Origin of the sequence: Seonamhaeicola sp. (assembly GCF_028281565.1) — a bacterium.
GTDB lineage: Bacteria > Bacteroidota > Bacteroidia > Flavobacteriales > Flavobacteriaceae > Seonamhaeicola.
This window is the reverse complement of the sequence record NZ_JANQJQ010000041.1, coordinates 128931-142634: the sequence shown is the minus strand read 5'-3', so window position 1 is coordinate 142634 and position 13704 is coordinate 128931. Positions and strand designations below refer to the sequence as shown.

The window sequence follows — 13704 nt, the reverse complement described above, 5'->3', positions numbered from 1 at the left end:
TCATGCTGAACTCGTTTCAGCATCTATTTTTTTAGTGAGACCCTGAAACAAGTTCAGGGTGACAATACTATTTTGTCACAATTTTATAAACTAAAGCTTTGTCAGCTTCCGCAGGTTTTTGTTTTGGCTGTCTTAAAAGTAAGCCTTCTTTAGTTTTTTTCCATTTGATTTTCTCTTTACTTCCTAACACTGAAACAGATTTAATTTTTAAATCTTTGGCTTTATTGGCAAAAACTCCCAAGGTTCTTTCCGGTTCTTTTTCATTCCACCCGAGTTGAATGGCGTATACCACATCTCCTTTTCGAGTGTACCTGATATCTGAAGCATTTAACTGGTTCAATCCTTTTTTAATGGCTCCATATTCATTCCAGGCATCGGCCTCATCTCGTTTTAAAACGGTGATACCTTCACCAAAGGTTACAAACGGTTTGGTATCATAAATGGATTCTCCATACAGTTTCATCCAGGCCCCAATACCCTCCATGGCTTTTACTTGTTCTTCGGGTATAGTGCCATCTGCCATAGGGCCGGCAGACAATAGCATCACACCATTTTTACTAACCACCTCAGCTAACATTCTAATAGCCTGGGCAGGATCTATAGCGGTTCTTTTTTCTTTATTGTAACACCAGCTGCTTCCCAAAATGAAATCGGTAATCCAAACTTCTGAAGTGATGTCTTCCATAGTGGCACGTTCTACATTCACTACCGCCAATTCCGTTGGAAAGAAATCCCCCTTAGTATTCACAACTACTTCTTTGTTTTCGGCTTTAGCCTTATTAAAATAGTTTACTAAGAACTGCTTTCTATAATCTTCCGTTATAAATCGTTGTCCGAAATCCATCCAGATATAATCCGGACAATGGGCATCGATCACCTCATTAAGCTTTCCTAGCCATAAATCCTGAGCTTCGGCATAATCCATGTTACAATACAGGTTCCTGTATTTTTCGTCTTGAGGCACTTCACAATTTTCGTATACGTAATTGTATTTATTTATGGTTACCGGACGTAAGTAGGATTGATTAGGTTTAGGATAGAACATGTTATGAAACCCGTGGTGAAAGGTCGCCATAAACTTCAGGCCTCTTTTTTGGGTTTCGTCCCCAATGGCTTTTACTACATCAATTCCCGGTCCCATACCTACTGAATTCCATTCATTCACCTCACTATTCCAGAGGGAAAAACCATCGTGATGTTCTGCAATAGACCCAATGAATTTAGCCCCCATCCCTTCAAACATATCTACCCATTCTTTGGCATCAAACTTAGGGGCTTTCCACATAGGAATAAAATCATGATAATGGAAGTCTTCCCCGTAATGCTCGCGGTGCTTTTTATATACTTTGCCTCCCCAAAGGTTAGGGTCACGGTCCGGAACATACATCCAACGAGGATACCATTCGCCATCTGTAGCCGGTACCGAGTACACCCCCCAATGAAAGTACACACCCAGTTTGGCGTTAGCGAACCACTGGGGTACGGCTCTGTGTTTTTTTAAAGATTCCCAGGTTGGTTTGTAGTTTTCCTGAGCCGTTAGGTTCCCTATAACAAATAGGAAAGCAAACAATTTTAAAAGCAATTTTAATGATTTCATGTGTACTGTTTAAGTTGACTTAAACAAAATTGTTGAATTCTCTTTAATTGGAATGTGACAAAAGATTCAAAAACTATAACAAATAGGTTAAATAGGCTTTTTTACTTAAAAATGAGCTCCAGTGAACACGCCACTATCCCTTGTATCACTGTATAATTCAAGAAGACTCTTTACTTTTTTTATATATTTTGGATTATTGATATAATTGAATTCCTCATGTTCCCAAATGTTTTTATTTAAATTGAACAAAGCTATAGGCGTTCGTGTTTTATTGGTTTTATCTTTTTTATCTACCTGAATGATTAATTTCCAACCGTCTTTAATAATCATCACTTCTTTATGAGAACCTCCTTGTAGCATGATGTGAGCACGTGATTTGGTTCTTTTACTTTGACTAAGGAAAGGCAATAAATTATAGGAATCTAAAGCCTGGCCTTTTTCAATTTTGGTTTCCGAAATGGCCGCAATGGTTGCCAAGATATCAGTTCCCAATACCGGTACATCGGATTTAGTTTGCCCTTTAATTTTAATAGGCCAGGACACGATGAATGGCACTCTGCTCCCGCCCTCATAAGGATCATTTTTACATCCTCTATAAATGTCACTGGACTCGTGTCTGGCATTCCAAGTATCTCCGTCTATATGGAGTCCGCCGTTATCAGAAGTAAAGATGAATACGGTATTTTCATAAACACCTTGTCGCTTTAATTCATCTACTAACATTTTTATTTGAACATCCAACTCCTTAACCATATCTAGATGTTTTGATGGTGTGGTTCCTTTTATCTTTATTCCGTCAATTTCTTCTGGTGCAGCATGCGGACCATGAACTGCCTGAGAACAGTAATACATAAAGAACGGCTTATCCTTATTGGAGTTATCCTTAATAAATTTCACAGCTTTATTGGCTATAAGTGGTCCTATTTCGCTAGGCTGCCACATGGAATCTCCGTAACCTTCTTTCTTATCAAAGGTAAAACCATGTCTGTTAGCGTACTCCTTATCTATAATTCCTATCAAAGAATGTTTATTTAAAGGGTACCATTCATCATTTTCGTAAGCTGCATAAGGTACATTTTGAATTCCTGATGGTAAATTAAAACTATAATCAAAACCATTTTGCATAGGGCCATCACTTACAATTTTTGTAATATCCACATTAATACTGAATTTATCTTTATCTGATTTTGGGTTGTAGATTTCTTCAGGGTTTCTTTTATCCCTAAAACCTGTTCCTAAATGCCATTTTCCAATAAAAGCGGTATTGTAATTGGCATTTTTCATCAATCTGCCCAGGGTTAGCGTCTCTTCAGTAAAAACACCTTTGGAATAGCCACCCCAAACGCCCCATGGTAACGGACTACGATAATTATAATTCCCGGTCATGATGGAATACCTGGACGTAGCACATAAAGCCGCCGGCGCATGGGCATTGGTAAACATCATGCCGTTTTCGGCTAACTTATCAATATTTGGTGTTTCAATAATGATTTTAGGATTGTGTAATCTTCTATATTTTGAAATGTCACCAACACCTACATCATCTGCCAATACAACTATAATGTTTGGTTTTGCGTTAGAGGGGTTTTGCGCACTTATAAGTCCTAAAGTAAAAAGGACTAAAAGTAAAGCGGAGAAACAGGTTTTCATCTTCATATCTAAAAATTTACTTGAGTAAAGCAAATTTCCTTATTATACCTAAGAAGAAACGCCACAAAAGAATTTAAAAATATCACAAATAGGTTTTGTAAAGAATATATTTTTACAAGATTGACTTCATTACTAAAAACACCCTCACAATCTTTAAAAGTTTCATAAATAAAGGGTGTCTATCAATTATTGTATTTGCTTTAATTCGTTATAATATTTTTTATTCCATTCAAAAGGTTCTGCCAAATCTTTAAACCAATTAGCGAATTCTTTAGATAATTGTTTCACAATTTTTGGATTGTCCTTATAAACATCATTGTTTTCGGCAGGGTCTTTATCTAAATCATAAAGTTTGGCATTTCCATATTCCATCATTTGAACCAATTTCCATTTTCCCGTTCTAACGGACCAAGCTGCTGGGGCATCTGATTTTTTATATGGCAATTTTTTAATGTTCTCCTTACCACCTGCTTTTCTTGCGACATGGGTACCTGCCCAGAATAGACACTCATGGATTTCTTTTTTCTTTTTACTCTTGAATACGGGTAGAATATTTTTACCATCGAGCGCAGTGTTTTTAGGTTTTTCAATATTGGCAGCTGCTAAACTGGTGGTCAGTACATCTAAAGAAAACACCATTTCTGAACGTACTTGACCAGCAGGAATTTTTCCGGGCCATTTCATCATAAATTGTACGTGGTATCCACCTTCCCATTGTTCTCTTTTAAATCCTTTCCAGGGGGCATTATTACCAATCCACCATCCGGGCAAACCACCATTATCACTCATAAAGAAGATTAATGTGTTTTTATCTAAATTGTTTTTTTCAAGTGTATTCAATAGCTTTCCAATACTTTCATCCAAAGCCTCGACCATGGCCATTTGTTTAGCTTCACTACCAGGGAATCCTTGTTTTGAATATTTTTCAATATAGGCTTTAGGTGCTTGCATAGGGCTGTGTACGGCGTTGTATGCTAAATACATAAAGAAGGGTGTCTTTTTATCTTGTTCTATGAATTTAATGGCCTCTTCTGTAAATTGAAATGTTAGGTAATCGTGTTTTTTAACTTTCTCCTTGCCATTAAATAGTATAGGGGAATTAAAATAATCGGTTTGAGCGCTATTAAAACCATAATAGGTATCTATGCCTCGATCTAATGGATGTTGTCCTTTTTGTTTTGTTCCAATATGCCATTTTCCTATAGCCGCAGTTCTATATCCTGCTTCCTTAAAATAGGTATGCATTACTTTTTCTGAACCAGGAACCCCAGGACCTTTTTGGGTATCAAGGTTGGCATACACTCCAAATCTTTGTTGGTACTTACCCGTTAATAAGCCAGACCTTGAAGGTCCACATACGTTAGCGGTGACATATCCGTTGGTGAATTTTGCCCCTTCATTGGCAATTCGGTCAATATTGGGCGTCTCTATTCTTACGTTCTTTTGATTTGCAAAAGCACTAGTTGTGGAGTAGCCCAAGTCATCTGTTAAAATGACCAAAATATTGGTTTGTTTGCTTTGAGCCACGGCTACCAAGCTTGTAAGCGCAAGCAACATTGAAAGCTTTAATAGTGATGTATTCATTTTTATCCCTTTATTAAGTCACCGATATTTTACTCAACAATGAGTGTTTTTTTCTTTTCAGCTTCTTTTACCAAATCCTCATAAAGTTTTTTATACAGCTCCAATCTGGTTTTTTGATACTTTCCAGCTTGCAAGAAGATGTTTGCTTTATTACCCTTATTCCAATCATTCCATAATTTTGCTAGCTCAGCTCTTGTTTTTTTTGCTTTATTAGATAAATCTGTAGACTCGTACGGATCTTTCTCCATATCGTATAATTTAGGGTTTGGGTCTTTCCCCCAGTTTTCCAATAAAAACTTGGCTTGTTCTGTTCGTACGGCAAAAGCTTTGTTGGTTTCTATTCTCCAGAATAAAGCATCATGTGGTGAACCTGACTTTTCCCCTGTTAAGTAAGGGATTAAGTTTTTACCATCTAAAGGTTTTCCAGAAGTATCACCTTTACCTAAAGCCACGGCCGTAGCCGCAATATCCAAAGCCGATACCAAGCCATCAAATTCCCCTGTTTTTAGGTTACCTCCTGGCCAATGTAAAATAAACGGCACATGGCTACCACCTTCATGCATACTACCTTTGCCTTCTTTAAAAGGCCCATTATCGGCAAAGGTGTATCCTTTCTTATCTGGTCTATGTCCCCCATTATCAGATAAAAAGAAAATAAGGGTGTTTTCAAGTTTGCCTGTTTTTTTCAAGGCATCCACAACAGTACCAATACCTTGATCCATAACGTCAATCATAGCTGCATAAGTTCTACGATTTGGATCCTTGATGTGTTTGTATTTGGCTATAACATCTTCAGGTGCCTCTAAAGGCTTATGAGGTGCATTGTACGCTAAATACAAACAAAATGGTTGATCCTTACTTCCCTTTATAAACCTAGCGGCATCTTTACTTAAGGCTGTTGTTAGGTATTCGTCAAACTCTGCAAGTTTATCATTTCTCGTTAAAGGTTGCTTGGTGCCTTCATTGGCTGCATAAAGCGGATCTCCTTTTTTACCAATTAAGGGCCTGTACTTTTCGGTGAGTTCTGGAAAGTAATTATGCCCACCCGAAACAAAGCCATAGAAATAGTCGAATCCTCTTCTATTTGGGTGGAACCCATATGAGCCTCCCAAATGCCACTTGCCAATAATCCCTGTTTTATATCCAGATTTTTGCAAACGTTTTGCAAAGGTTTGTTCTGTTTTAGGCAAACCATTATACATATCGAAAGGCGAATTGGTCAAATTGATTTCCAATCCAAATCTTGCCTGGTATCTACCTGTGACCAATCCTGCTCTTGAAGGCCCGCAAAATGGATGGGTAACATAGCCGTTCTTAAAAATCACGCCGTTATTAGCTAGTTTGTCTAGGTTAGGCGTGAATATTTCTTTAGAACCTGTAAACCCTACATCTTTGTATCCTAAATCGTCTGCTAGAATAACTATTATATTGGGCTTCGACTCGCTCAACCTACCAGCTTTGTCTTGGGCATTAATACCTTGAAAGGCTAAAAGGCATAGAAAAATAATCAGTACATAGTGTCTTCTCATAATGTGAATCATTTGTTTTTATGTTTTTGGAAATAATGTCATTTTTAAACAGGTGGAACGTAATCGTAATTACTATTTTAAATTTGATAATTGGGAGTTTCTAGCTCTGTTATTTGTTTTTGTCTCCGGAAATAGCCTTATCTATAAAGGCTTGACGTTTTCCTTCTTCCCTATCGCAATTAGCTAAGTGCTCGTCTGGCCATAAAGGCGTTATATTATCTCTAGACCATTGCTCGTACTTTTCCTGAAGTCTTTTTGCAATTTCAGGATGTTGATCCAAGATGTTGTGTTGTTCTAACTCATCCTTATCCATATCAAACAGGAAAGAAGCTTTTTTGTAATAGGATCGTATGAATTTGTAGTTTTTGTCTCTAACGGCGTAACCTTCACCATTAGAGTAACGCCAGTACAAGGTTCTTTCTTGAAGTGTTTTATCATTGTTTTCTAAAATTGGCATTAAATCTACACCGTCGATTTCTTTGGTTTTAGGTTTTTTAATATTTGCCGCCGATAGAATAGTTGGGAAAATATCCAAGGCTATAATAGGTTTTTCGTAAACTCGATTCCCCTTGATTTTTTTGGGCCACGAGATTAAGAAAGGCTCTCTAATACCTCCTTCAAACAGCATACCTTTATGTCCCCTATATGGCGCACTACTGGCACCATGGGAATGCCCACCGTTATCACTGTAAAAGAAAATTAAGGTATTTTCATATGCCCCCGTTTCTTTTAATTTATTAATTACTTTACCTATCCCCACATCCATTCCAACAACCATAGCAGCATAAGCCGCTCTATCTCCGTATTCAATATGGCTTACCATATTTGTATATTCTTTGGTCGCCTGAATAGGCGCATGAGGTGCATTATAAGCTAAGTACATAAAAAATGGCTTATCGTTTTTTGTGTATTCATCAATGTATTTTACAGCCTCCTTACTAAAGTCATCAGTTAGGTAAGTGAGTTCACTCTCTGGCACTAATTTTCCATTTCTTTTTACTCCTAATTCTTTCTTATCCGCCTTGGTTTTTCCCCAATAATTCAGACCGCCGCCACTAAAGCCATACCAATCATCAAAACCTCTATTTATTGGCAAGTATTTACTGGCGTTCCCTAAATGCCATTTTCCAATGGCGCAGGTTTGATAGTTGTTTTGTTGTAACAGTTCTGAAATCATCAACTCACTCGTTGGCAAGCCAATAACGGTATCTTCTCCTTGATGGATATTTTCAGGATTGTTTTCATGCCCGAATCTTTGCTGATATCTACCAGATAACAAGCCTGCTCTACTAGGACTACAGTATGGATGGGAGGCGTAACCCTGACTGAAAACAACGCCCTCTTTGGCTAATTGATCCAAGTTGGTTGTTGGAATATCTGTACCTCCATTAAAACCAACATCTCCCCAGCCCTGATCATCTGAAATTATAATAATGATATTGGGGCTTTCATTTTTTTGGGCCACACAAAGTATGGAGCAGCATAATAATGTGATTTGTATAAGTTGTTTGATGCTTCGCATGTTGTTTTTTTAATTATTTATTGGTGTTTATTTCAACGATTTCTTCTCTCGCGTCTTCATCACGTAATGAGAAAGAAACATCTTTAATGCTTAGATTTTTAATATGTCTTGCAAATAATCCGTAAGCTGGAGTAGGCCCTAATTTGGTGAACTCAGGATATTCGGTAATATTTTCGGGAACCACTCTTTTAGCATCTTCTGAAGTAGCGCCACCTGGTAAATCCACTTTTACATTTTCAATATTGATTTTCCCCAATAAGTGGTCTGGGGTTCCTGAAAAATAAAATCCGGTACTCACTGGCATCCTCAATGAATCCCTATCACTAACTTTAGCTTCAATATTTCTAATGGTGACATTATTAATACTGCCCGTTGGCTTTCTTTTGGCATTTCTATAGACCAAGCGCCTTTCACAAAGTCTAATAAAGATTGGCATTTCAACATTTTCCATCTTGATATCCTCAATAAGGATATTTTCTACCTTAGCACCATCCGCACTCAGTACCTTAATGCCGCCTCCTTTGGTGTCATGGATAAAGCAGTCTCTAACAACAATATCCCTAAAATCTCCCATAGACTCCGTTCCAAACTTAATGGCTCCCCAATGGCTACTTAGTTTACAATCGTACACCTCAACATTGGTGGTTGGTTCTGGGCTGGTAGACTTAAAGCAAATGGCATCATCTCCAGAATCTAGTGTACAGTTTTTAATAACGCCATGGGTACTTGAATCAATATCAATGGCATCATTGTTTTTATTCGCATGACTATAAATACTAATACCGTCAACTTCAAAATGGTGCGTTTGAAAGAAGTGCAAGGTCCAAGCCGCAGGTTGTCTGAGATTAATATCGGTCAATTTTATATTTTTTGATCGGACCACACGAACTAAGAAAGGCCTGTTATTTGTTTTAACTGTTTTGCTAACGTATTGGTTAGTATCGGTTAATAAACCACTTAAATCTGGCTCTTTAAGCTTAATCCCTAATTTTTTGATTCGTTCTTTAAGGACTTTGGGAGCAAACATTTTTCCTTGACCATCTATGGTCCCTTTACCTGTGATTGACACATTTTTCGCGTCAATAACACCTACAAGGCATTGCCCTCTAAACTGTCCGGTAGCATCAATAAATGGTTCTACAGGTGGAAAATCATTAGGGTTGAGACTGGCTAAAAGCGTAGCACCCTCTTCAATCTTTAAGTCGACGTTATCTTTTAATAAAATAGTACCTGACAAATACGAGCCCTCACTAATAAGTACGGTACCTCCACCCGCTTTACTACAGGCATCAATGGCTTCCTGAATGGCTTCAGTATTTATTGTTTTGCCATCTACTTTAGCACCATAATCTTTGATATTAAAAACTTTTTCTTTAGTGGCACTGGCGCAACCAACGCTTAACAAGACTAAGACCAATAGTTTTTTCATAATTCAGAATTTCTATTATATATTTTCAGTTAGTCATTCAACTTTTTTATAGCTTCGTTTTCGTTCTTTTCCAAAAGTATTAGGTTATCAGGTAGAAACTATCCACATATGTTAGGCATTACATCATAAATGAGTTTTTCTTAGAAAAAGGGAGCAACAAGCCGAGGGAATAAAACCATCTCGAGTATTTTCTAAACGATATAAGTAGTTTTAATAATAGAGAATTTCCCCCGAGTTTATTTTTTCTTCTTTTTGGCCTTCATTTCTTTATAGGTTCCTATTAAGAATGCTTTCTTGTCAGCTAAGACGGCATTTCTATCAAATAACACTTTATACTTTGGATAGTCATTCCCTAGCATCATATGCTTGACCATGTAGTTATATTCCTTGTCATAAAGCTTTCGCATCTTATTTAACTGACCTTCGTAAGTTGATAGCTTAGCTAAATTATTCATCTCAATTCTATCATTACCAATATTAAACAACTCTTCAGTGGGTTGCATTCTATCATCTGAATATTGCCAATAAATGTATTTCCAGTCTTTGGTTACTACAGACATTTCCTGAATCTCATCATTGCCCCACATATTAGTTAAGGTTAATATGCGCTTACTATACTTTTGAGGTTTTTTAATGATGCATTGTAATTTTTCCCCATCCATATTTTTCAACGGCTTAATACCGGCGTATTCCAAAATGGTTGGTGCTATATCAATATTTCCCGTAATACTTTCAACAACCTTACCACGCCTATTTTGGGGCTCCCTGGGATCGTAGACAATTAGAGGTGATTTTGAGGCCTCTTCGTATGGAAACACTTTGCCTCCAAAATTATGAGCACCACAACTATAACCATTATCACTCGTAAAAATGATGATGGTATTATCACTTACTCCTTGCTCTTTAAGAGACTTTCTAATCATCCCTAAAGCATAGTCTACCCCATGAATTAACTGATTGTATTTTTTAATGGCATCTTGATAACTTTCTTCGGAATCACGCCAAAACGTGTATTCATTATATTGACGCCCTGCCTTTGATTGAGGCGATAAATGTGCTGCGTTTTCCATTCCATAATTCAAGGGCTTTTTATATGTTTTCCCTTTGTATACATAGTCAAAATAGGCATCCGGCGTAAATGGTAAATGCGGTGCCTTAAAGCTGATGGACATACAAAATGGTTTCCCTGATTGCTTTGCGGACTTTATAAAATCATTCGCCCAAGCACCATAAGCCCGAGTGCTATGAGGATATTTTTCGGCATAATGGGCAATGGATTCGTTTTTAGCCGTACTGTAGTTTGTTTGTCCCGGGCCTCCTCCCCAAACATCAAAAGCATCTTTGGGAATAACATCCATACTTTTTTCAGTCCAGTCATTTCCTTCGGTTACCGCAAAGCCAAATTTACCTGCAAACCCAGTATAATAACCTGCTTCTCTCAAAATAACGGGATACGATTTTTTAAATTTTTCTGGATGTAAAGGTCCGTGTAAAAAATTACAGCCCGTTTTGTATTCATACATCCCTGTCATTATTGTGGCCCTGCTGGCCATACAAATAGCCGTGGTATTGTAATGGTTTTTAAACATGACACCATCTTCAGCTAAATTGTCCATATTGGGGGTTACCACTTGGTCATTCCCATAACAACCAGTAGCGATACTTGTTTGATCATCGGATAACAAAAAGATAATATTGGGACGGTCTTGAGCGTGTAAAGCACAAGTTAGACTTAAATAAAACCCCAAAAGTATAATGCTATTTCTCATGTTTATAGATTTCATTTCGCTGTAATTTTTTCAATTATTCTTTGGTTACATAAAATCCACTTCCGTAGGTAGAGACATAATATTTACCTGGAACCGTATAATCAATAGCAATATCATTAATCCTATCAGATTGCCCGTTTCCTTTATTTATTTTAATCCAATTTTTTCCACCGTCTTTTGACAAATACGTCCCGGCATTTCTTCCTTTTACTGCATTGTTTGGTAAAGTTGAAATTAGGATCACATTTGTATCATATTTAGCTACTTCCACGCGATTCACCCACGGATAATCAAAAATGCGTTTCCAAGTTTTCATATTATCTTCACTCATCCATAATCCGCCATTGTCCATATCTTCAGTTTTAAAACCAGCTGTGATATAAATATTTCCATCCTTGGCAAAATGAATATCATTAATTCCTGTATTAGCCGCAATTTTGATCGTACCACTCACCTTCTTCCATGATTCACCTTTATTTTCAGATTTAAATAATCCGCCCTTTCTACCTTGAACCGTGGCATACAAAACGTTTGGATTATTGGGATCTTTTCTAACCGTAGAAACATCTGGATTATCTGGCAAGCCCGTATTGGTTTGTTTCCAAGTGGCACCTCCGTCGATAGACTTATGGACCCCAAAGCCTACTTCACTATTGCCAACATACTCCATACTCCGTCCTGATTTTGGCACGTTGAAATACATGATTTCCGGATTCCCGTCATCAAAAATCAAGTTTAATTGATGCACTGGTTGGTCGCCGCTATAAGCCTTTATTTCCCATTTTGGAATAGCCGTACCATGGCGTTCCCAGTGTTTACCGCCGTCTGTTGAACGCATTAAACTCCCTCTTTCATGTTGCCTGAAAAACATGGCATAATGTTTATTCACATCTTTGGGATGAATGGCATAGGCACTTAGCGAGGCCTCTGCTCCTATTAAGTTATGGAATGTTGCCGATTGGCCATCGGGTCTTTTAGAACTCGTTTCATCATTAGTAACCCACAACGTATTTTCACCAGCCATACAATATACTTTTCCAGGAAATCTTGAGTCTTGATAAAACCCATGTCCGGGCATATTACTGTTTCCAGCCCCAATGTAACTCTCTTCATTAGGATTGGTTTGTACGTCATCTATATCAATCCAGGTTTCTCCTTTATCATAAGACATTAGTGATATTTTGGCAACCTGTGCGTGCAAAATGGTTCCGTCTGCATTAAACTTGGCAAAATTACAGGCTTTACGGTCGTAATCGTCTCTATTCTCCCAATGATTTAGATGCAAGTATGATACGTTGGTGCCAATAGGGTTATTTCTGCTTTTCCAATATGCTATATCCTTTCCTTTGTTCCAACGCTTACCATTTCTAAAGGTAATATACCAATGTTTACCTCCGTCTTTACTACGCCACATTGACCCTGGGGCAAAGTTGTTTCTTGAGGCATTCGAGTACATATTGATGAGATATAAGTTATTCACATCATTAGGATCTACAGAAATTTGGGTAAAACGCTGTGTAATACTTTTGGGCAATTCTGGAAACTTTTCAACAGCCTCCTTACTCTTAACCCCTAAATAATAGGCCAAATTGTTGTAATAGCCTTTTTTAATGTTTTTATCTTTTGAAAACTGGGTTAAATCTAGAGCTAAATCACCATTGATTTTTTGCCAGCTTTCCCCCTCATCTGTACTTTTAAACACACCTCCTACTGAGTCCTTCATTGTTTTCCCATCAGCTTCCCATTCCACGCTGCCTATTAAAAACAAGGTTCTCTTGCCAGTATTTTTATCATGATGGATGGTTAAATATCGAATCACATCGGTATCTAAACCTTTCGTTTTTTGATTCCAGGATTTCCCGCCATTAGTACTTTTATAAAATCCGTAGTTCGTGGAAACATAAAGTACTTCTGAATTAACAGGGTCTACAATTATTTTTTGAACTTCGGCTTTCAGATGCAATCCTTTTTTAATGAGCAACCAAGTTTGTCCCTTGTCTGTACTTTTCCAAATTTTTTGCTGACTGCCATCATCTGTATAGGTGCCATGCGGTTTTTCCTTTGAAAATAGAATTTTACCGATATAGCCCATACGACCTGCACCTACATACCAAACATTGTCATCTTTAGGATCAACGGCCACAGAGGCCAAATAAGCTTTTCCAAAGGTTTTTGCCGATACCTTATGAGGCACCCATGTCTTACCCTTATTTCCTGTAACATAGAGTCCTTTTAATTTTAAATCTGTAGAAAATCCAAAATAATCAGACTGTCTGGAAAAATCCATATCCCCAAACTCATTAGGTCCTCTTAACCCTGTTTTCACATTGCTGGCATCTTCATCTAGAACGGTTTGATAGGTATGACCGCCATCAAATGAAGCATATGAATTACCCATATTGGGAGAAATATATAAAGCTTTAGGGTCGTTTGGGTGCCAGAACGCCGATTTGTTATTCCCGCTCATTCCGGGGCCGAATTGTTGCCAAACCATACCTGGGTCTGATTTCACATCTTCAGTTTTAAGCTTCTTGAAAAAAATTTTTTGTGAATGCGCACTGGCCGTTACTAATAATAATACAACTGCTATTTTCGAAAAATTCATTTTTATTAATTTACTTAAC

Annotated in this window: 8 protein-coding genes; all 8 read right to left on the bottom strand. The window is 37.5% G+C overall.

The window, feature by feature from the left end; genetic code table 11:
* Positions 1–67 precede the first annotated feature (67 nt).
* Entirely contained in the window at positions 68–1597 is a 1530-nt protein-coding gene (locus Q0983_RS16605; protein ID WP_299555890.1) for an alpha-L-fucosidase, read from the bottom strand.
* 105 nt (positions 1598–1702) lie between these two features.
* Complete coding sequence (locus Q0983_RS16600) at positions 1703–3247, bottom strand: arylsulfatase (protein WP_299555887.1); 1545 nt, start codon at positions 3245–3247, stop codon at positions 1703–1705.
* Between the two features lie 186 nt (positions 3248–3433).
* Positions 3434–4831, bottom strand: a complete 1398-nt coding sequence (locus Q0983_RS16595) for a sulfatase-like hydrolase/transferase (protein ID WP_299555885.1) — start codon at positions 4829–4831, stop codon at positions 3434–3436.
* 29 nt (positions 4832–4860) lie between these two features.
* Positions 4861–6360: a sulfatase-like hydrolase/transferase gene (locus tag Q0983_RS16590; RefSeq protein WP_299555883.1), complete on the bottom strand. Its 1500-nt coding sequence runs from the start codon at positions 6358–6360 to the stop codon at positions 4861–4863.
* Between the two features lie 109 nt (positions 6361–6469).
* On the bottom strand, positions 6470–7882 hold the full coding sequence (locus Q0983_RS16585; RefSeq protein ID WP_299555882.1) for a sulfatase: 1413 nt from the start codon (positions 7880–7882) through the stop codon (positions 6470–6472).
* A 13-nt stretch (positions 7883–7895) separates the two neighbouring features.
* A complete protein-coding gene (locus tag Q0983_RS16580) occupies positions 7896–9311 on the bottom strand; it encodes a glycoside hydrolase family 28 protein (protein ID WP_299555880.1) in 1416 nt (471 codons plus the stop codon).
* Positions 9312–9547: 236 nt separating this feature from the next.
* The gene (locus Q0983_RS16575; protein ID WP_299555878.1) at positions 9548–11095 is read right to left on the bottom strand and encodes a sulfatase; all 1548 of its coding nucleotides are present in this window, start codon (positions 11093–11095) and stop codon (positions 9548–9550) included.
* 19 nt (positions 11096–11114) lie between these two features.
* Positions 11115–13685 (bottom strand): hypothetical protein, encoded by a 2571-nt coding sequence (locus Q0983_RS16570; protein ID WP_299555876.1) that lies wholly within the window; start codon positions 13683–13685, stop codon positions 11115–11117.
* Between the last annotated feature and the right edge of the window lie 19 nt (positions 13686–13704).